This is a genomic window from Sedimenticola thiotaurini, assembly GCF_001007875.1.
Taxonomy (GTDB): domain Bacteria; phylum Pseudomonadota; class Gammaproteobacteria; order Chromatiales; family Chromatiaceae; genus Sedimenticola; species Sedimenticola thiotaurini.
Genome location: NZ_CP011412.1, coordinates 3429453 through 3450571 on the forward strand (window position 1 = coordinate 3429453; position 21119 = coordinate 3450571).

Annotated in this window: 16 protein-coding genes; 10 read left to right on the forward strand and 6 right to left on the reverse strand. The window is 58.9% G+C overall.

The window, feature by feature from the left end:
- Positions 1-199 precede the first annotated feature (199 nt).
- The 8 genes from aceE (at position 200) to ispG (ending at position 11553) form a co-directional block, all read left to right on the forward strand.
- Complete coding sequence (gene aceE / locus AAY24_RS15815; protein ID WP_046860503.1) at positions 200-2851, forward strand: pyruvate dehydrogenase (acetyl-transferring), homodimeric type; 2652 nt, start codon at positions 200-202, stop codon at positions 2849-2851.
- A 62-nt stretch (positions 2852-2913) separates the two neighbouring features.
- The gene (aceF, locus tag AAY24_RS15820) at positions 2914-4263 is read left to right on the forward strand and encodes a dihydrolipoyllysine-residue acetyltransferase (protein ID WP_046860504.1); all 1350 of its coding nucleotides are present in this window, start codon (positions 2914-2916) and stop codon (positions 4261-4263) included.
- Between the two features lie 289 nt (positions 4264-4552).
- Entirely contained in the window at positions 4553-6040 is a 1488-nt protein-coding gene (lpdA, locus tag AAY24_RS15825) for a dihydrolipoyl dehydrogenase (protein WP_082117183.1), read from the forward strand.
- Positions 6041-6130: 90 nt separating this feature from the next.
- A complete protein-coding gene (locus AAY24_RS15830; protein WP_046860505.1) occupies positions 6131-6910 on the forward strand; it encodes an alpha/beta fold hydrolase in 780 nt (259 codons plus the stop codon).
- A gap of 145 nt (positions 6911-7055) precedes the next feature.
- On the forward strand, positions 7056-8696 hold the full coding sequence (locus AAY24_RS15835; RefSeq protein WP_046860506.1) for an ATP-binding protein: 1641 nt from the start codon (positions 7056-7058) through the stop codon (positions 8694-8696).
- 141 nt (positions 8697-8837) lie between these two features.
- Positions 8838-10058, forward strand: coding sequence for an argininosuccinate synthase (locus AAY24_RS15840; protein WP_046860507.1), 1221 nt, complete (start codon positions 8838-8840; stop codon positions 10056-10058).
- Between the two features lie 7 nt (positions 10059-10065).
- Positions 10066-10335: a PilZ domain-containing protein gene (locus tag AAY24_RS15845; protein WP_046860508.1), complete on the forward strand. Its 270-nt coding sequence runs from the start codon at positions 10066-10068 to the stop codon at positions 10333-10335.
- A 6-nt stretch (positions 10336-10341) separates the two neighbouring features.
- On the forward strand, positions 10342-11553 hold the full coding sequence (gene ispG, locus AAY24_RS15850) for a flavodoxin-dependent (E)-4-hydroxy-3-methylbut-2-enyl-diphosphate synthase (protein ID WP_046860509.1): 1212 nt from the start codon (positions 10342-10344) through the stop codon (positions 11551-11553).
- 51 nt (positions 11554-11604) lie between these two features.
- Here ispG and AAY24_RS15855 read toward each other — a convergent pair whose 3' ends face one another.
- The 4 genes from AAY24_RS15855 to AAY24_RS15870 form a co-directional block, all read right to left on the reverse strand.
- Positions 11605-12972, reverse strand: coding sequence for a patatin-like phospholipase family protein (locus AAY24_RS15855; RefSeq protein ID WP_046860510.1), 1368 nt, complete (start codon positions 12970-12972; stop codon positions 11605-11607).
- A gap of 60 nt (positions 12973-13032) precedes the next feature.
- A complete protein-coding gene (locus AAY24_RS15860) occupies positions 13033-13446 on the reverse strand; it encodes a DUF6858 family protein (RefSeq protein ID WP_046860511.1) in 414 nt (137 codons plus the stop codon).
- Between the two features lie 114 nt (positions 13447-13560).
- The gene (locus tag AAY24_RS15865; protein ID WP_418064572.1) at positions 13561-14265 is read right to left on the reverse strand and encodes a Crp/Fnr family transcriptional regulator; all 705 of its coding nucleotides are present in this window, start codon (positions 14263-14265) and stop codon (positions 13561-13563) included.
- A 172-nt stretch (positions 14266-14437) separates the two neighbouring features.
- Positions 14438-15787 carry a TrpB-like pyridoxal phosphate-dependent enzyme gene (locus AAY24_RS15870; RefSeq protein WP_046860513.1) on the reverse strand — a complete coding sequence of 450 codons (1350 nt, stop codon included), beginning with the start codon at positions 15785-15787 and terminating at the stop codon, positions 14438-14440.
- A gap of 273 nt (positions 15788-16060) precedes the next feature.
- Here AAY24_RS15870 and uup point away from each other — a divergent pair, with 273 nt between their 5' ends.
- Together uup and dbpA are read left to right on the forward strand one after the other, a co-directional pair.
- Positions 16061-17956, forward strand: a complete 1896-nt coding sequence (gene uup / locus AAY24_RS15875; RefSeq protein WP_046860514.1) for an ATP-binding cassette ATPase Uup — start codon at positions 16061-16063, stop codon at positions 17954-17956.
- 184 nt (positions 17957-18140) lie between these two features.
- The gene (gene dbpA / locus AAY24_RS15880; protein WP_046860515.1) at positions 18141-19529 is read left to right on the forward strand and encodes an ATP-dependent RNA helicase DbpA; all 1389 of its coding nucleotides are present in this window, start codon (positions 18141-18143) and stop codon (positions 19527-19529) included.
- A 247-nt stretch (positions 19530-19776) separates the two neighbouring features.
- Here dbpA and AAY24_RS15885 read toward each other — a convergent pair whose 3' ends face one another.
- The gene (locus AAY24_RS15885) at positions 19777-20379 is read right to left on the reverse strand and encodes a class I SAM-dependent methyltransferase (RefSeq protein WP_046860516.1); all 603 of its coding nucleotides are present in this window, start codon (positions 20377-20379) and stop codon (positions 19777-19779) included.
- 96 nt (positions 20380-20475) lie between these two features.
- Entirely contained in the window at positions 20476-20976 is a 501-nt protein-coding gene (locus AAY24_RS15890) for a hypothetical protein (RefSeq protein WP_046860517.1), read from the reverse strand.
- Between the last annotated feature and the right edge of the window lie 143 nt (positions 20977-21119).

The window sequence follows — 21119 nt, forward strand, 5'->3', positions numbered from 1 at the left end:
GCTATATCTATTTTCTTGATGAGAGTGTCGCTGGTACACGGTTGATCGTTTTCGGGTAAATCCTGTATATTGCGTAAAACAATATAAAGAATTAAAAAAACAAATAGTAATCTCCGCTTCAATAGTTTCCTTCGTAACTGAAGTGGCTGTTACCTGAAATTCGAATCTATGCACAAAAGAAAACGAGAGAGGGTGTTTCATGAAGCCTGATATTGACCCTGAAGAGACCCGGGAGTGGTTGGAAGCCCTTGAGGCGGTGTTGGAGAATGAGGGAACCGAGCGCGCCCATTACCTGATAGAGAGCCTGGTGGACAAGGCGCGACGCTCCGGTGCCTATCTCCCCTACAGCGCTAATACCGCCTATGTAAACACCATCCCCGTCGCCAAGCAGAAGCGCTTTCCCGGGGATCCGGCCATGGAGCGGCGGATCCGTTCCTTTATCCGCTGGAATGCCATGGCGATGGTGGTGCAGGCCAACCGCTTCTCACCGGAGCTGGGGGGGCATATCTCCAGCTTTGCCTCGGCGGCCACCCTGTATGATGTGGCGTTCAACCACTTTTTCCATGCCCGCAGTGACCAGCGGGACGGGGATCTGGTGTTCTTTCAGGGCCATTCGGCCCCCGGTATCTATGCCCGCGCCTACCTGGAAGGGCGTCTCAGTGAAGATGATCTGCTCAAGTTCCGCCAGGAGTCGGAAGGGACCGGGCTCTCCTCCTATCCACACCCCTGGTTGATGCCCGGCTTCTGGCAGTTTCCCACGGTGTCCATGGGGCTCGGTCCTCTGATGGCGATCTACCAGGCCCGTTTTATGCGCTATCTCCATGATCGCGGTATCGTCAATACCGACAAGCGCAAGGTATGGGCCTTCATGGGCGATGGTGAAAGTGACGAACCGGAGTCCCTGGGGGCCATATCACTGGCGGGCCGGGAGCGGTTGGATAATCTGATATTTGTGGTCAACTGTAACCTGCAGCGGCTGGATGGGCCGGTGCGGGGTAATGGTCAGATAATCCAGGAGCTGGAGGGGGTGTTCCGGGGCGCGGGCTGGAACGTCATCAAGGTGATCTGGGGCGGTTACTGGGATCCCCTGCTGGCCCGGGACACCCACGGATTGTTGCGCAAGCGCATGGAAGAGGCGGTGGATGGGGATTACCAGGCCTACAAGGCGAAGGGCGGCTCCTATACCCGGGAGCACTTCTTCGGCAAATATCCGGAGCTGGCCGAGATGGTGGCCAATATGACGGATGAGGATATCTGGCGCTTGAATCGGGGTGGTCACGATCCCTACAAGATCTACGCCGCCTATGCCGCCGCCATGGAACACACCGGTCAGCCAACCGTGATCCTGGCCAAGACGGTCAAGGGTTACGGCATGGGGGTGGCCGGTGAAGGGCAGAACATCACCCACTCCCAAAAGAAGATGGGCGAGGCGGCACTAAAGGCGTTTCGCGACCGCTTCAATATCCCCATCCCGGATGAACAGCTCAACGACACGCCATTCTACAAACCGGCCGAAGACAGCCCCGAACTGAAGTATCTGCGGGAGCGGCGCGAGGCGTTGGGGGGGTATCTGCCGGCCCGCAATGCCACAACCGAGCCCCTGGAGGTGCCGCCGCTGGAGTTTTTTAAAGTGATGCTGGAGAGCAGTGGGGATCGGGAGATGTCCACCACCATGGCTTTCGTACGCATTTTGTCGATCCTGATTCGTGACCAAAAGCTCGGCAAGCTGGTGGTGCCGATTATCCCGGATGAAGCGCGCACCTTTGGTATGGAGGGCATGTTCCGCCAGTTGGGTATCTACTCGTCGGTCGGTCAGCTTTATACCCCGGTCGATTCCGAGCAGGTGATGTACTACCGGGAGGACAAGAAGGGACAGATCCTGCAGGAGGGTATCACCGAGGCGGGCGCCATGTCCTCCTGGATAGCGGCTGCCACCGCCTATGCCAACCATGGCATCAGTATGATTCCCTTCTACGCCTACTACTCCATGTTCGGTTTTCAGCGCATTGGGGACCTGGCCTGGGCGGCGGGCGACATGCAGGCGCGCGGGTTCCTGATTGGCGGTACCGCGGGACGCACCACCCTGGCCGGGGAAGGTCTACAGCATCAGGATGGCCACAGCCATCTGCAGGCGTCACTGATCCCCAACTGTGTCGCCTATGACCCGACCTTTGCCTACGAACTCACTGTGATCATCCAGGATGGTCTGCGTCGCATGTACCAGGAGCAGGAGAACCTGTTCTATTACATTACCGTGATGAATGAAAACTATCCCCAGCCGGCCATGCCGGAAGGGGTCGAGGAGGGCATTGTCCGGGGTATGTACCGCTACCGGTCCAACGGGCGTAAAAAGAAACAGCGGGTACAGCTGCTGGGTAGTGGTGCCATCCTGCGGGAGGTGATCGCGGCGGCGGAGCTGCTGGAGCAGGATTTTGGTGTTTCGTCCGATGTGTGGAGCGTGACCAGCTTCAACGAGTTGCGTCGCGATGGTTTGGCGGTGGATCGTTGGAATATGCTCCATCCGGAGGAGGAGCCGCGGGTCAGCTATGTCACTGAGCAGCTGGCGGGACAGGCCGGGCCAGTGGTGGCGGCGACCGACTATATCCGCAGCTACGCAGACCAGATCCGGCCGTTTGTACCGGCCACCTACCGGGTTCTGGGTACCGACGGTTACGGGCGGAGTGACCGGCGCAGTCAGCTACGCAAGTTCTTCGAGGTGAATCGTTATTACGTTGCCGTGGCGGCGCTCAAAGCGCTGGAAGAGGACGGCGTACTGAAAGGGGAGGTGGTCAGCCAGGCCATCCGCAAGTACCGGATCGATCCGGAAAAGCCCGCTCCCTGGACGGTATAACGACAGGGTGTTTCGACAGCACCTGGTTGTAGCAGACATAAGAGATAACCTGGAGGTCCGCAGTGGCGACTGAAATAGAAGAACTGGTTCCGGATATTGGTGATTTTTCCGGTGTGGAAGTGATCGAGGTACTGGTCTCGGAAGGAGACTCTGTCCAGAAAGAGGATTCTCTGGTCACCCTGGAGAGCGATAAGGCGACAATGGAGATCCCGGCGGCCCACGCCGGCGTGGTCAAGTCGGTAAAGGTGAAAGTAGGTGATACCATCGGCGAGGGTGATCTGCTGCTTACCCTTGAGGTCGATCAGGAGCAGGAGCAGGCCGGGGTTGACCCGGCGGTGGCCCCTGAAGCGCCACGGGCAGAGGTAGCTGACGTCCCTGAAGTGGCCCGTGCGCCGTCCGCGCCGACAGTCGATACGGCCGGAGCCCCGGCGGTTGAGCGGTTGCCCGGCGATAAGGTGCAGCGGCATCCGCCGGTCCGGCAGGCGGAATCGGATCTGCCCCGTGGCGTGCCCCACGCCAGCCCGTCAATCCGCAGTTTTGCCCGGGAACTGGGGGTTGACCTGGCCCTGGTGACCGGTACCGGCCGCAAGGGGCGTATTACCCGGCCTGACGTGCAGAACTATATCAAGCAGGTGCTCCAGGGGGACCGGTCAACCCCCACTGCTGCCACCGCGGCGGCGCTGCCGGCTGTGCCGGAGATCGATTTCAGCCAGTTTGGCGAGGTGGATATACAGCCGCTCAACCGGATCAAGCGGATCAGCGGCAAGCACTTGACCGCCTGTTGGTTGAATATTCCCCATGTGACCCAGTTTGATGAGGCGGATATCACCGGGCTGGAAGCGTTCCGGCAGGAGCAGAAAGCGGAAGCCGCGGCGCAGGATATCAAACTGACTTTCATGCCTTTCCTGATGAAGGCGTGTGTCGCCTGTCTGCAGGCGATGCCGGTTTTCAATAGCTCCCTCAGCCCGGATCAGCAGCAGCTGATTTACAAGCGCTTCTACCATATCGGTGTCGCGGTGGACACGCCCGATGGGCTGGTGGTGCCGGTGATTCGTGACGTGGAGCGCAAATCGATTTTTGAGCTGGCCGCCGATCTGGCGGAAGTGAGTGCCCGGGCCCGCCAGGGCAAGCTGACGCCGGCCGATCTGCAGGGCGGTTGTTTCTCCATCTCCAGTCTTGGCGGCATCGGGGGTACCGGTTTTACGCCCATTGTGAATGCACCGGAGGTGGCCATACTGGGCGTATCCCGCGCCGCCATGAAACCGGTCTGGAATGGCAGAAAGTTCAAGCCCCGGCTGATGTTGCCACTCTCCCTCTCCTATGATCACCGGGTCATTGATGGGGCCCAGGCAGCCCGATTTACCCAAATGCTGGCGACGTTGCTCGCGGATATACGCCGCCTGCTGTTATAGCGGGAATGGGCTATTTTTTAATGTGCAGAGGCATCCGTAAAATTGCTAATTTCAATTTATCGGTAGATAGGCTACTCTTTGCGTGTTTTTGAGGTGAAATCAAAAAATAGTACGATTATCCAATTATTTTTGAATTTATTTTCCCGGTTTTTTGTTTTTTTAAGGATTTTTTAGGATTTTTAGGAAAACAGTCTGGCCGGACAAGCGATGGATAACCTGAATACCGAAACTGTGGGGTCTGTGGTAACGATTCTGGAGAGTTGGGCAGAGGGATGATGGTCTATCCTGAATGGTGGGATTTGCAAAGGGTGAAGCAGAAAAGATGAAAAACGATTCCGGCTCCAATAGCGCCCAGGGCGCAGTAGACATCCAGGCTGAAGTGGTGGTTCTAGGCGCAGGCCCGGGCGGTTACACCGCTGCCTTTCGCGCCGCCGATCTGGGTAAAAAGGTGGTACTTATAGAGAAGTACCCGAGTTTGGGCGGTGTCTGCCTGAATGTCGGCTGTATCCCTTCCAAGGCATTGCTCCACTCGGCGGCCGTCATTAACGAGGCGGCGGAGATCGAGCATATGGGGGTCAGTTTCGGTAAGCCGAAAATCGATCTGGACAAAATGCGCGCCGGCAAGGACAAAGTGGTAAGCCGTCTTACCCAGGGTCTGGCGGCGCTGGCCAAACAGCGTAAAGTTGAGGTGGTGCACGGCTGGGGGCAGTTTGAAAGCCCGAACCTGATCGGCGTGGATACCGGGAAAGGTAAGGTGACCATCGGTTTCGAGAACGCCATTATCGCTTGCGGCTCCCGACCGGTGGTGATTCCCGGTTTCCCCAATGATGACCCGCGCCTGATCAACTCCACCGGCGCCCTGGAGCTGGAAGATATTCCCAAGAAGATGTTGGTGGTGGGTGGCGGCATTATCGGCCTGGAGATGGGTACGGTCTATGCCACCCTGGGCAGCCAGATTGACGTGGTTGAACTGCAACCCAGCCTGATTCCCGGCTGCGATGCCGATCTGGTGCGGCCGCTGCAGAAACGTCTGAAAGATCAGTTCAACAGCATCATGCTGGGCACCAAGGTGACCGACATCAAGGCGCAGAAAGGCGGCTTGAAAGTCACCTTCGAGGGGAAGAACGCCCCGGATAAGCCGCTGGTGTACGACAAGGTGCTGGTGGCGGTGGGCCGGGTGCCCAATGGCAAGTTGATCGGCGCTGACCTGGCGGGGGTCAAGGTGGATGAGCGTGGCTTCATCGCGGTGGACCAGCACATGCGGACCAATGTGCCGAACATCTACGCAATCGGTGACGTGGTGGGTAATCCCATGCTCGCCCACAAGGCGACCCACGAGGCGAAGGTCGCTGCCGAAGTCATTGCCGGCCAGACCGCCATGTTCGATCCCCTGACCATTCCGTCAGTCGCCTACACCAATCCGGAAGTAGCCTGGATGGGGCTCACCGAGACCGAGGCCAAGGCACAGGGTATCGCTTACGAGAAGGCCGCTTTCCCCTGGGCAGCCTCGGGTCGCGCCCTGGGTATCGGCCGCGAGGAGGGGATGACCAAGTTGCTGTTTGATCCGGAGACCAAGCGTATTCTGGGCGCCGGAATCGTCGGCGTGAACGCCGGCGAGCTGATCGGTGAAGCGGTACTGGCACTGGAGATGGGGGCCGATGCCGAGGATATCGGTCTGACCATTCACCCCCATCCGACCCTGAGCGAGACCATCTGCTTTGCGGCGGAGATGGCGGAAGGCTCCATTACCGACCTGATGCCGCCGAAAAAGCGCTAGAGTCGGTAACCCTCATCGGCGCAGCGTGTTGCGGGGTTCATTCCCCCACAACCCTGCGCCGATTTTTCAGGCACAGGATTAGAACGGGCAATGCGACTCCATTATCGGGAATATGGTAGTTACAGTGATCACCATCCGACGCTGATTTTTCTGCATGGACTGCTGGGCTCCTCGTCCAATTGGCACTCCCTGGCCCGGGGGCTGGGAGACCACTACCATGTGCTGGTGCCCGACCTGCGTAATCACGGCCGCTCACCCCACGACGACGATGTGAGCTACCCGGCGCTGGCCCGGGATCTGGCACAGCTGATTGATGAGCAGGGGCTGGAGTCGGCCCTGCTGATCGGCCACAGCATGGGCGGCAAGGCGGCCATGTGGCTGGCACTTGAGCAGCCGGAACTGGTGTGTGGGCTGGTGGTGGTGGATATCGCCCCGGTTGCCTACCCGAACCGGTTCGGGGTGATCTACGAGGCCCTGCACGCCGTTGAACAGACCCGTGTTGGCAGTCGCGCTGAGGCGGACGCCATCCTGGCCGGCTATCTGGACGATGTTAGTCTGCGCCAGTTCCTGTTACAGAATCTCCAGCATGCGGGAGGGGATTGGCGCTGGCGCATGAATCTCGCCGCACTCACCCGTGGCATGTCCGATATTGTCGGATTTCCCGCTTGCGACAATCTGAGCTATTCCGGCCCCAGTCTGTTTATTTATGGCGGGCTGTCGGACTATGTGCAGCCGGAGGCCAAACCGCTCATACAGCGTCTGTTTCCCCGGGCGGATCTGCAAAAGATTCCCCAGGTCGGTCATTGGGTCTACGCGGAGCAGCCACAGGCATTTTCCGCCATTCTGGGTAAATTCCTGGCCCGTTTCTGACCGATCCTGCAGTTCTGTTGCTATGGATGGTAATCGGTTTCCGGTTAAATAATTCACAATAAACCGCCTCAATGTGCGATATTCTGCTATCCGCAATCTCTTCAGAAAATTAATAAAAGCAGATTAGGCAGGAATGGATCTCGACATGACGACAAGTACAGAAACCTGTATCGGCAGGATTACCGAGATACGCGAAAACATCATGATGGCTGAACTGTTGGCCATGACGGGTGATGAATTCCCAGTTGTTTCCACCGAGACAGGTGACGTGGCCGTCGGTCAGCTGGGTACCTACCTGATGGTCAAACAACGGGACAAGGAAGTGGTCGCCATGGTGATCAGCGCCGGTCAGCAGCGTCAGGAAAATGGCGAGCGGTGCGGCATCCTGACGTTGGTTCCCCTGGGTGAACTGGATAGCAACAGAAGCTTCCACCGTGGCGTGATCCACTACCCCACGCCCGGTGCGAAAGTGCATGTGGTCCGGCCCGACGAGATCAATATCCTGTTCAAGAAGTTTCAGTCCACCGGATTCGAACTGGGTTACCTGCCGACCATGACATCGGTGGGGGTCTGCCTGGATCCCACCGCCCTGTTCGGTCGTCACATGGCGATCCTGGGACAGTCGGGTGCCGGTAAGTCCTGGTCGGTGGCCAGCATTCTGCAGCGTACCGCCAGTCTGATGCCCAAGGCCAAGGTGATTCTGCTGGATCTGCATGGTGAGTATGTCTGGGAAGATGAAAACCAGCGCCACTCCGCCTTCAAGGAGGGCAGCTACCGTTATATAGACGCGCGTAATCTGGAGATCCCTTACTGGCTGCTCACCTACGGTGAACTGGTGGACCTGCTGATCGATCGGGACGACGACAAGGCATCGACCCAGATGGCCTTCCTGCGGGAGGCGCTGTTGATGCTCCGTCGCAAGGCCAACAGCGACCTGGATGATGCCCATATCTCCATCGATTCACCGGTCTACTTCTCCCTGGCGGAGCTGTTCCATCAGTTCAAGCGGGCCAATGAACAGGTGATGGATTTCGGTAAGGTGAAAGGTGCCCTGTATGGTCAGTTTGATGAGTTTCTGATCAAGCTGCAGAGCCGTTTCAACGACGTGCGTTACGATTTCCTGTTCAAGCCGAAACGGCGCAAGTCCTCCGATACCCTGGTGGATCTGCTGCGGGAGTTTGTCGGTCTGGTGGAGCCGCAGCGGCAGATCACCGTGATCGACTTCAGTTCGGTGCCGTTCGATGTCCGCCCCACGGTGTCGGCCCAGATCGGTCGGCTTGCTTTTGAGTTTAACTACTGGAATCCCCAGTCCCGGGAGTTCCCACTGCTGCTGGTCTGTGAAGAGGCGCATAACTACATTCCCCGGGAGGCCGGTACCCAGTTCGAGGGTACCCGTCGCTCCATGGAGCGAATCGCCAAAGAGGGACGGAAGTACGGTGTCGGTCTGGCGGTGGTCAGCCAGCGGCCCCATGAACTTTCCGAGACGGTATTGGCCCAGTGCAGCAGTTTTATCTGTCTGCGGGTCACCAACCCCGAGGATCAGCAGTATATCCGGGACCTGGTGCCGGATGCGGAGTCGAACCTGGTGAATATCCTCGCTGCCCTGGGACGCGGTGAGGCGATGGCGCTGGGCGAGGCGGTGCCGCTGCCCACCCGGTTCCAGTTCCATGTGCCCGACCCGGCACCCAACAGTAACGACATCGATTTCTTCAACATGTGGCGGGACGGTCCCGGTACAGTGGATGTAGAGGCGATTGTGCGCCGCTGGCGCCGCCAGGGACGTTAGGCGGTCTGTCAAGACAGATCGGGCGCATCAGGCCATCAAACAGCATGATCCGCTGGTAAAAAAAGCCGGGTAACTGGGTTATAATGCAGCACTTTCTTGACGGTTTTGCCGCACGGTCGGCAGCAATTTACGGAGTTTCCCATGTCAGCGTCTGGCGTAAAAAAGGTCGTACTCGCATATTCGGGTGGTCTGGATACCTCGATCATCCTTAAGTGGCTTCAAGAGGAGTATGGTTGTGAGGTGGTGACCTTTACCGCCGATATCGGGCAGGGCGAAGAGGTGGAGCCGGCCCGCGCCAAGGCGCAGGCGGCCGGAGTGAAGGAGATCTATATCGAGGATCTCACCGAAGAGTTCGCCCGTGACTTCGTATTCCCCATGTTCCGTGCCAACGCTATTTACGAGGGCGAGTACCTGCTGGGCACCTCCATCGCCCGTCCCCTGATCACCAAGCGGCTGATTGAGATCGCCCGGGAGACCGGCGCGGATGCCATCTCCCACGGCGCCACTGGCAAGGGCAATGACCAGGTGCGTTTTGAACTGGGTGCCTACGCCCTGATGCCGGATGTGAAGATTATCGCCCCCTGGCGTGAATGGGATCTGCTCTCCCGCGAGAAGCTGATGAAATATGCCGAGGAGCACGGTATCCCGGTGGAGATGAAGCGCAAGGGCAAGTCACCCTACTCCATGGATGCCAACCTGCTGCACATCTCCTACGAGGGTTACGACCTGGAAGACCCCTGGTGTGAGCCTTCCGAAGAGATGTGGCGCTGGAGTGTATCGCCGGAGGCGGCGCCGGATAAACCCACCTATATCGAACTGACCTTCGAGAAGGGTGATGTGACCGCCATCGACGGTGTCGCCATGAGTCCGGCCAAGGTGATGACCGAACTGAACCGGGTGGGTGGTGCCAACGGCATCGGCCGTGACGATATTGTCGAGAACCGTTACGTCGGTATGAAATCCCGTGGCTGTTACGAAACCCCGGGGGGCACCATCCTGCTCAAGGCGCATCGTGCCATCGAGTCCCTGACCCTGGATCGTGAATCGGCCCATCTGAAGGATGAACTGATGCCCAAGTACGCCGAGCTGGTTTACAACGGCTACTGGTGGAGCCCGGAGCGCGAAATGCTGCAGGCCGCCATCGACCAGACCCAGGAAGTGGTCAACGGCGTGGTACGGCTGAAACTGTACAAGGGTGGCATTATGGTGGTGGGGCGCAAGTCAGAGACCCACAGTCTGTTCGATGAGTCCATCGCCACCTTTGAAGATGATGCCGGTGCCTATGACCAGAAGGATGCCGGTGGCTTTATTAAACTCAACGCCCTGCGCCTGCGTGTAGCGGCCCGTCGACGTGGCTCCTGATATGACTATGCAACCGGATAATCGCGAATATACCCGCTTTTCCCTCCGTTCCAAGGTGAAGCTGGTGGATCACGAGGGTAAGGAGTATGAAATCTATACCCGCGACCTGTCCCATGGTGGACTGTTCCTGATTATGAAGGAGGACTCCCTGCCCCCTGCCGATTCGGTGGTGGAGGTGACGGCCATGGATATCGAGGATCCACTGCCACAACGAGCGGTTGTGGTCAGGGCGGAGGCCGGCAAAGGCATCGCCATCCGTTTTCTCGATAGTGAATAGTCTGCCATGACCGTCCAGCGAGCCCCAACCGTGGGTGTCCGCGTCGGTAGTGTCACCATCGGCGGTAACGCCCCGGTGGTTGTCCAGTCCATGACCAATACCGATACGGCGGATATTGCCGCCACCATCCGTCAGGTGGCTGAACTGCACCGGGCCGGTTCAGAGCTGGTGCGTATCACCGTCAATACGGAAGAGGCGGCCCGAGCAGTTGCTTCCATCCGGGATGGGCTGGACAAGCTGGGGGTGCCGGTGCCCCTGGTGGGGGATTTCCATTTCAACGGCCACAAGTTACTGCAGAAGTATCCCGAATGCGCCCAGGCCCTGGCCAAGTACCGCATCAATCCGGGCAACGTGGGGCGTGGCGCCAGCCGGGATGAAAAGTTTGCCGCCATGATCGAACTGGCCTGCCGCCATGACAAGGCGGTGCGGATCGGTGTCAACTGGGGCAGTATGGACCAGGAGCTGGTGGTGCGGATGATGGATGAGAACGCCCGGGCCGCAGAGCCGCTGGATAATGACCGGGTGATCCGGGAGATCATGGTGGTATCGGCCCTGGATAATGCCCGCCGTGCCGAGGAGCTGGGCCTGGGGCGTGACCGGATTGTGCTCTCCTGCAAGATGAGCGGGGTACAGGATCTGATCGGTGTTTACCGGGAACTCTCCCGGCGTTGTGACTACGCCCTGCATCTCGGCCTGACCGAGGCCGGTATGGGTTCCAAGGGGATCGTCGCCTCCACGGCGGCGCTGGCGGTGCTGCTGCAGGAGGGTATCGGCGATACCATCCGGATCTCCCTCACCCCGGAGCCGGGCGGCGCGCGTACCCAGGAAGTGCAGGTGGCCCAGGAGATTCTGCAATCCATGGGGTTACGTTCATTCACCCCGATGGTGATCGCCTGTCCCGGTTGCGGTCGCACCAGCAGTGTCGTGTTTCAGCAGCTGGCCCAGGAGATTCAGCAGTATCTGCGTGCCCAGATGCCCCAATGGCGCGACCGCTTTCCCGGCGTTGAGGCGATGAACGTGGCGGTGATGGGCTGCGTGGTCAATGGCCCCGGTGAGAGCAAGCATGCCAATATCGGTATCAGTCTGCCCGGCAATGGTGAAGTGCCGGTGGCGCCGGTGTATGAGGATGGAGTCAAGACTGTCACCCTGAAGGGTGATTCAATTGCCCGGGATTTTCAGCAACTGGTGGAGCAGTACGTCATCCGCCACTACGGCTGAACCGGCATCCCGTCCATACCCTGACCACCCCGGTTCGTCTCTTCTTCCCGGCTAGAGAAATCCAGCCTGTTCAGCATAGATATCTTTCAGCAGCCGCTTGAATTCCGGGTGATTGCGCAGCAGCTGCTGCCCCGCATTGATCAATGCGTCTGCCCCGTTTTCCGGTAGCGTGAAGTCGGTCGGAATGGTGGAGAGGGGCTGGTCGTTAAGCTCCCCGGGGCTGTCCTCCAGGTTCAGCTCGATAATATAAACATCCGGTGCGCAGCCGTCCGGGTCGGAGCAGGGAACGGTGCTGTTGCGCTTCAGCCAGGGCTTAAGCTGACGGTGCAGATAGGCCTTGGTTTCGAAGTTGTAGTTGCTCAGGGGGGTGGTGCTGGCGGCATCGAGAATCACCGTCTGTGGCGGATGGTCCGGTCTCTTTTCCCATTCAATCGGCAGGCGGGCCGCCGCGTCGATCTCGATCAGTACGATGCGCCGGGCCTGCAGGGGAATGTTTTGCCGGTTGCTGTCATCCAGGCCATCCTGAATGATGATGCGATCTATCATGGCGCGCAGTCCCAGGTTGTCGGCAAGGCCCCCATCCAGCAGGTGGATGTAGGGATGTTCCGGCTGCTCCAGGTAGCGACTCCAGGTTCTGGCCAGCCGGTAACGTCGTGGATTCTGCTGCTTTTCGGTCAGGCCGGTTCGGATCCAGTGCGGGGTGGGGTAACCGCAGCTGCCGGCCCGATTGGTCAGGGTGATCGGGGTGAAGATCAGCGGCACCGCACTGGAGGCCGCTACCGCCCGGGCCACCGGAAAATGATCGCTGTCGGAGCAGATCAGGGCAAACAGCTCCGGGGTAAAGCCAAAGCGGCTCCCTTTGAACAGATCGGTCGCGTTGATGATCACGACCGGTCCCTGGTTGTCAAACAGCTCGCTGAGCGGGCGCTCACCAAACAGTGTCTGGCGGAAGTATTCGTCCAGGATGTCGCCGGATCCGAAAGTGGTGGAGGAGAGCCGGGAGAGGTTTTCCAGTGTCAGCATCCGCTGGCGGATCTCGTTCCTCACATCCCGCTCCAGAAACTGCTGGCGGAAATTTTCGAACAGCTGCTCACCGTACAGACCGTAGTAGGCGGCAATAATGCTGCCGCCGGAGACGGCCGAGATGGTGTCCACCTTGTCCAGCAGGGTTGGGGCGTCGGGCCGGGTGGTCAGGGGGGTCTGGTGGAGTGCCTCCATGACACCATAGGCAAATGCGGATGCCCGGCTGCCGCCACCCGACAGGGTCAACAGCAGGATGGTGGAATCCTTGCTGAGGGGGGTGGCCGCTTTTTTTACCGAGGTAAGGGGTGGATTATCAGGGAAGCGAGCCGTGCTGGCACAACCACTGACCAACAGCAGGCTCAGCAGGATGCTGTATATCCTTCGAATTCTGTTCATGCGGGGTGTCGCAGATCCGGTTGCAATAGGCTCGGATTACCCCATCCCGGGGCGCGGTTGTCAAGCCGGGATCTCTGTTGGCTCCCGGTTTCGTATGGCCCGTACCCAATTCTCCATGGCGGTGTTGGCGACTGGCATGGGCGCCTGCAAAAAAGTGATATAGAAGGTGTTGGGCAGTTCCACCACCCCGATGGAGCGGGGACGCAGCGCCATTGCCTGGGGTGTGGGCAAGGTCAGACCAAAACAGAAAACAATGTTGCCGGCGGCCAGGATGTTGTCATGGATCTGGCCTTTTTCCAGGCCGCTGGTATGGGCGTAATGGTCAAAAATGGCAATGAAGGTGGCAATCGGGTCAGCCTCTACACAGCTTTTGAGATAGCCAAGAATCTCATCGACGCTGGTGTAGGTTGTCTCCGACTTGTCAATCTCCAGTGAGAACAGGGCGTACGCCTCTCGCGTGAAGGTCTGCTGCATGACTGGTTCCTGAAGCGTGCTGTGAATTTTCCGATAATCCGGGTATCAGTTGCCAAGGTTAGAGCTCCAGGAATAGGACCGCATTGAAAAATCTCAATGTCAGAAAATTGTTTGTCAATTGTCAGCTATGAATTCCAGATTTGGAATATCCAGCAGGTATTTGTTCGGTTCTGTTTCGATCAGCAGGCTCTGGCGCTTGAATTCGGCAATGGTTCGGCTGGTGGTTTCGGTGGTGATGCCCAGCATTGCCCCCATATCTTCCCGGGGAAACAGCTCACATTCACTGGTGGCCTGGTTACGCACCAGGCGCAGCAGCAGGCGGGCAACCCGCTGTCTGGCCGATCCGGTAGAGAGTTCAGTGAGCCAGGCGTCCGCCTCCTCCAGTGCATGCTGCCAGCGATTCAGCAGCTCCTGGTGCAGTTTCGGGTTGGTGTTGGAGAGCGCCTGCACCACGCTGACCGGCAGGCTGCAGGCCTGGGTTGGTTGCAGCACCACGGCGTCATGTTTGTAGGGTTGGTCCAGCAGCGCCTCCAGTCCGGTGACATCGGTGGTGCGCACCAGCCGGACAATGCGCTGGGTACCGTCAGGCAGATACTGGACCAGCTTCAGGATGCCGCTGCGGATGGTGTAGAGACGATCGGCCTTGTCGCCGGCGCGATAGAGAGTCGACCCGGCTGGCAGGGTGTAGAGGTCGATGGGTTGATGGATCTTGTCGAAATCCTCCTCATCCAGCCCGGCAAACAGCACTGAGTTACGCAGTGTGCAGCTGATACAGTCGGCAACGCCTTCCCAGGCTTCTTTATCGGTGAGGTTTTTCATCAATGCTTCTCTAAGTAGGCGGCGGCAACCGTTCTCAAGGCGCGGCCAAATTGAATAGTCTCCCATGCAGATGCCGGTGGGCTTGTGAGCTGTTATCCCTCCAGGGATACAGTTCCGGCTTCACCGGCATCTGGGAAGCCCGTACCTGCCAGAGTCGGCAGGCACAACTTTCTCAGCCGACCTGAGGCAGATGTTTCAGGGACTCTTTGATCGCCTCGTCCGGGTACTCGTAGTCCTCCAGTTCGCCGGCAAAGAAGCGGTCGTAGGAGGTCATATCGAAGTGGCCATGACCCGACAGGTTGAAGAGCAGGGTTTTTGCCTCACCGGTCTCGGCACAACGCTTCGCTTCACGGATCACCGCGGCGATAGCGTGGGTCGACTCCGGTGCCGGTACGATGCCTTCACTCTTGGCAAACAGCACGCCCGATTCGAAGGTCTCGGTCTGTGGCACGGCCACCGCGCCCAGCAATCCCTCATTATAGAGCTGGCTGATCAGCGCTGAGTCACCGTGATAGCGCAATCCACCGGCGTGGATACCTGGCGGCATGAAATCATGGCCCAGGGTATACATCTTCATCAGCGGGGTCAGACCGATGGCATCGCCGAAGTCGTAGGCGTAGGTACCCTTGGTCAGGGTGGGGCAGGAGGTGGGTTCCACAGCGATCAGTTCGACCTGCTTGCCGGCTGCTTTGTCGGCGAAGAACGGGAAGGCGATGCCGCCGAAGTTGGATCCGCCGCCGCAGGGTGCAAATACCATGTCGGGATATTCCCCCACCATGGACATCTGCTTCTTCGCTTCTTCACCGATAATGGTCTGGTGCAACAACACGTGGTTGAGCACTGATCCGAGGGCGTAATTGGTGTCCGGGCGGTTGGCGGCGATCTCCACCGCCTCCGAGATGGCCACACCCAGTGAACCTTCGCTGTTCGGGTCTTTGGCCAGAATGGAGCGGCCCGACTCGGTCAGGTTGGTTGGGCTGGCGTGCACGTTGGCTCCCCAGGTACGCATCATGGTGCGACGGTAGGGTTTCTGGCCATAACTTACCTTGACCATGAAGACCTCGACCTCCAGGCCAAACATCTGGCCGGCCAGGGCCAGGGAACAACCCCACTGTCCGGCGCCGGTTTCGGTGGTCAGCTTCTTGATGCCGGCCTGCTTGTTGTAGTACGCCTGGGCCACGGCGGTGTTCGGTTTGTGGGAGCCCGCCGGACTGACCGACTCATTCTTATAGAAGATCTTGGCCGGAGTATTCAGCATCTTCTCCAGGCGATGGGCGCGAAAGAGCGGGGACGGGCGCCACAGGCGCAACACTTCCCGTACCTCCTCAGGAATCTTGATCCAGCGATCGCTGCTCACCTCCTGCTTGATAATCTCCTCCGGAAAGATGGCGGCCAGTGCGTCCGGCCCCACCGGTTGTCCGTCGGGACCCAGCGGCGGAGTCGGCGGATTGGGCATGTCGGCAACCACGTTATACCAGTGGGTGGGCATCTCTGATTCTTTTAATAGAATCTTGGTCTTCATCTTGAGGCTTCTCCCAAGTTTTTTGGATTGGAGGGGTTGATTCGAATGGCCCGTATTGGCGCCGCTGGTGCAATCTTCACATATTAGGCACGCTTTATGCCACCGCTTTAACTTTTCCCGGTGGCTGTCCACCTGGAATCTGTGCCCAATTGTGGTCGACCCAAGGGGTTATTTGGGCCTGACCCGGGTCCTGGCCCGGTTGGCAGTTATGTTGCGCGGTCCACTGGGGTACAATCGGCGTCCTTTAAATATAGTCGGTGTAACGGGTGAATAATGGCGCTGATCAATCTGCGCAAGGTACAACTGGGCTTTGGTGGCCCGGCGCTGCTGGATAATCTTGATCTCTCCATTGAGCGGGGTGAACGGATCTGTCTGCTGGGGCGCAATGGCGCCGGCAAATCGACCCTGATGAAACTGATCGCCGGTGAATTGCAGCCGGATGATGGTGAGTTCTCCATCCAGCAGGGGGCGATTATCACCCGCCTGACCCAGGAGGTGCCGGAGGGGATCGAGGGCACGGTATTTGACGTGGTGGCCACCGGTCTGGGCGAACTGGGTGAGCTGGTGCGCCGTTTTCATCAGATCAGCCACCAACTGGCTACCGATCACAGTGAAAAACTGCTCGACCAGCTCTCCCGGGTACAGCATGACCTGGAGGCGGCGGATGGCTGGCAGTCGGAGCAGCGGGTGGAGACGGTGATCTCCAAGCTCTCCCTGGACCCGGATATCCCTTTTGCGGCACTCTCTGGCGGTCTCAAGCGGCGTGTGCTGCTGGCCCGGGCGCTGGTGCAGGCGCCCGACCTGCTTCTGCTGGATGAGCCGACCAACCACCTGGATATCGCCTCCATCGACTGGCTGGAGGAGTTCCTGCTCAACTATGACGGCACCCTGCTGTTTGTCACCCATGACCGGATGTTCCTGCGCAAACTGGCCACCCGTATTATCGAACTGGATCGGGGGCAGCTTACCGACTGGCCGGGGGATTACGAGAACTTCCAGCGCCGCAAAGCGGAGATGCTGAATGCGGAGGAGAAGGCCAACGCCCGCTTCGACAAGAAGCTGGCCCAGGAGGAGGTGTGGATTCGCCAGGGCATCAAGGCGCGACGCACCCGTAACGAAGGTCGGGTGCGGGCCCTGCAGGCGCTGCGCGCCGAGCGCAAACAGCGCCGGGAACGGACCGGCAATGTCAACATGGCACTGCAACAGGCGGAACGCTCCGGCAAGCTGGTGATCGAGGCGGAGGGGATCAGCTACGCCTGGGATGGCAAACCGATTGTGCGGGACTTCACCACCACCATCATGCGCGGTGACCGCATCGGCGTGATCGGCCCCAATGGCGCGGGCAAGACCACCCTGCTCAACCTGCTGCTGGGCAAACTGCAACCCGACGCGGGTACGGTAAAACACGGCACTAAGCTGGAAGTGGCCTATTTTGACCAGTTGCGGGCCCAATTGGATGACGAGAAGTCGGTGCAGGACAACGTGGCTGATGGCAGTGACAAGGTGGAGATCAACGGCAGCAGCAAACACGTCATCAGTTATCTGCAGGATTTCCTGTTCACCCCGGACCGGGTGCGACAGCCAGTCAAGGCGCTCTCCGGTGGCGAACGTAACCGCCTGCTGCTGGCGCGGCTGTTCAGCAAGAGCGCCAATGTGCTGGTGATGGACGAACCGACCAACGATCTGGACGTGGAGACCCTGGAACTGCTGGAAGAGCTGCTGCTGGATTATCAAGGCACCCTGTTACTGGTGAGCCACGACCGGGCATTTCTCAATAACGTGGTGACCAGCACCCTGGTATTTGAGGGCGACGGGCAGATCAATGAATACGTGGGTGGCTATGACGACTGGCTGAGTCAACGGAAGGCCCCGCTGGTTGAGGCGGCCCCAAAACCGGTGGAAGCGAAACCGACGACGGCAAGACGGGAGCCGGTAAAACCGGCCAGCAAGCCGAAGAAACTGAGCTACAAGGATCAGCGGGAGCTGGACGCCCTGCCAAAGCGGATCGAGCAGCTGGAAACCGAACTGGAACAGTTGCAGATGACCGTGGCCGATCCCGCTTTCTACAAACGCCCCAAGGAAGAGAAGACCGAAGTGCAGCAGCAACTGCAGGAGACCGAAGCGGCTCTCAATACAGCCTATGCCCGCTGGGAAGAGCTGGAGTCCTGAGGCGGAGGGGGCGCGCTGACACTGCCCCTAAACTGAATCAGACCAGCAATCCCGGTCCATTCCGGCGTATGATGGTGTGGTTGTCATCCGGATCAGTGTGCCGGTACCTCCCCATAACCTCCCCACAGGGCACTACCCGCCGGGGAGTGCATCAGATATCCCTATCATTACAGGACCATCACAATTGAATCCCACCGCCTTCGCTTCACTCAATCTGCATGACGCCCTGCTGAACAATCTGGCCTCGCTCGGCTATGACCGGATGACACCGATTCAGAGCCAAAGCCTGCCACCCATTCTGGCGGGCCGGGATGTGATTGCCCAGGGCAAGACCGGATCGGGTAAAACCGCGGCATTTGGCTTGGGGCTGTTGCAGAAACTGGATGTTAAACGGTTTCGGATACAGGGGCTGGTGCTCTGCCCGACCCGGGAACTGGCGGACCAGGTGGCCCGGGAGATTCGCCGTCTGGGCCGGGGTATCCATAACATCAAGGTGCTGACCCTCTGCGGTGGCACGCCGTTTGGCCCCCAGGTGGGTTCACTGGAGCACGGCGCCCACATCATTGTGGGGACACCGGGCCGCATTGAGGATCACCTGGGCCGGGGTACGCTGAAACTGGACAAGGTGAGCACCCTCATTCTGGATGAGGCGGACCGCATGCTGGATATGGGTTTTCAGGAGGTGCTGGAGCGCATTGTCGATCAACTGCCTCAGCGGCGTCAGACACTACTGTTCAGCGCCACCTTTCCCGATCAGATCCAGGCCATCGCCCGGCTTATTCTCAGTCAACCGGTGACAGTGCAGGTGGAGTCGAGTCATGACAGCGCCAGCATCGAACAACACTTTTACAAGGTGAAGGACAACAAGCAGCGCCTGGCGGCATTACGCCTGCTGCTGCTCCAGTTCCGGCCCGAATCGGCCCTGGTGTTCTGTAACACCCGTAAAGAGAGTCAGGCGGTAGCCGACTCCCTGGTCCAATGCGGTTTCTCCGCCCTGGCGCTGCATGGCGACCTGGAACAGCGGGATCGGGACCAGATGCTGATACGCTTTGCCAATAGAAGCGCCTCTGTTCTGGTGGCCACCGATGTGGCGGCAAGGGGGCTGGATATCGATGCGCTGGACCTGGTGATCAATTATCACATTTCCCATGATGCGGAGAGTCATCTGCACCGGATTGGCCGTACCGGCCGGGCCGGCAGCAAGGGCATCGCCTGCGCGTTGTACAGTGAGAAGGAGAGCCATCGGGTGGCGCAACTGGAGGCCGGTATTGACCCGATCCTGGACAGCGAACCGTTACCACCCCTTGCCCTTCTGGAACAAGCCGCCCTGAAGCCGGCCATGGCCACCCTGCAGATTGATGGTGGCAAGAAACAGAAAATCCGTCCGGGCGACATCCTGGGCGCCCTCACCGGTGAGCGGGGGATCACTGGTCAACAGGTGGGCAAGATCAATATCGCGGACAACTGGGCCTTTGTCGCCGTGAGTATCTGTGCGGTGAAACCGGCTCTGAAAAAACTGACCCAAGGGAAACTTAAAGGACGCTCGTTTCGGGTTCGGTTACTTGAGGACTAATGAGTATAGTGCGGATTGAATCCAGGAGCGGGTTTTGGTTGATCGCTGGGATTATTCAAGGCCAGTGGTGGTCATCGGACCACTCAATTTGGCGGGCAGAAACCATCCAGAAGCGGACGTTAACGCCCGCAGCAACTGCGACTTTTTAAAAGCGTAAGTTTAACCTATCCTAGGTGCGCGGGATTGAGTTTTTCATCTGACCCCAGATAACTACCCCAGATAACTTAGAGGCGGTCTGGTGGCGGGCTCAAGCGGACTTGCGCGCCACCAGCTGGACCACCGCGCTTTCGCCCTGATGGTAGCGGCCTTCCGAAATGTGGCGCACCACTTCCTCTGCGATCTCGAAGCTCAGACCGTCGAGCTCGTTGCGCAACTCGTCCAGGGACATGAAGAGCTCCCGTTGCGAAGGGGGCGGTCCGCCAGCGCCATCCATCTCCAGGTGCTGTGGTGTGTAGGCCTCCAGCAGGAAGACACCACCGCCTTTCAGGGAATCGATGACTTGGGCGTGGAGCTTTTGACGCAATCCAGGAGGCAGATGGGCCGCGATCGAGACGATGCCATCCCAGACCTCGCGGCCCAGGTCGTAGTGGGCCAGGTCGGAGACCACCGTGGTGATCTCAACCCCGTGCTCCTTGGCTAGGTTTCGGGCCTTCTCTAGGCCGACTGGCGAGAGGTCGACCGCCGTGACCTCGTAGCCCTGGCGGGCCAGAAATACGGCGTTTCTCCCCTCACCCTCGGCCAGGCAGAGCACCTTGCCTCCCACGGGGATGCGGGTGTATTCGGACTTCAGGAAGTCGTTTGGCGCGGTTCCATAGGCAAAGCCTTCTTCGTTGTAGCGTTGGTCCCACATACGTAGTTAAACCCGGTGACAGTTGCTTGTAGGAGGAGACGAGCCACGGGCGGCAGTTGGGCACTGCCCGTGGCGTCGCTTTTGAACACGATACGATCAATAGGTTCCCAACTCGATGACGGTCTCGGCGGTCACCTTGTCGCCCTGGAGCGTTTTGACCGTCACATAGTAGGCGTGGCCCTTGCCGCCGGAGCAAGGGGGCATGTAGGCGCCCGCCTTGTCCCAGCCGGGGCTACGGTGCGCCTCGACCAGGCTGAAACCTTGGGGTAGATCGAAGCTATGACCGGGAACCGAAGGAATTTCGAGCGGCTGATCGGTTGCATCGAGACGGTATTGGATTCTGCCATGCCCACCGTTGTTCATCTTTTCGGAATCGCGATCGCTGTATTCGAACAAAATGCTGTCGGAGCCGGCCGGGATATCGGAGACAAGCCATTTGGGGGTGGCGGGGTTGTTACCGCCAAACTTCTGGCACTGCTGTCCCTCCGGTATCTTGACCCCGTTCCAGGTGTCGTTGGCGAAGCGGACATCCAGGGCGAAGACATTGGAAGAGAAGAGTGCGGCCAGTGAAAGCGTCGGAAGCAGATAGAGTTTCATAAGGATAACCTATTGTAGTGTGTTATCGGATGAAAATGGATTAGTGCGACATTGGATGATGAATGTCAAGAGCCAAGTAATCAAATCCCACGCAAGCCCGTTTTTATCCTGTGATAAAACGGACGCATGGGTAGTGTCACGCT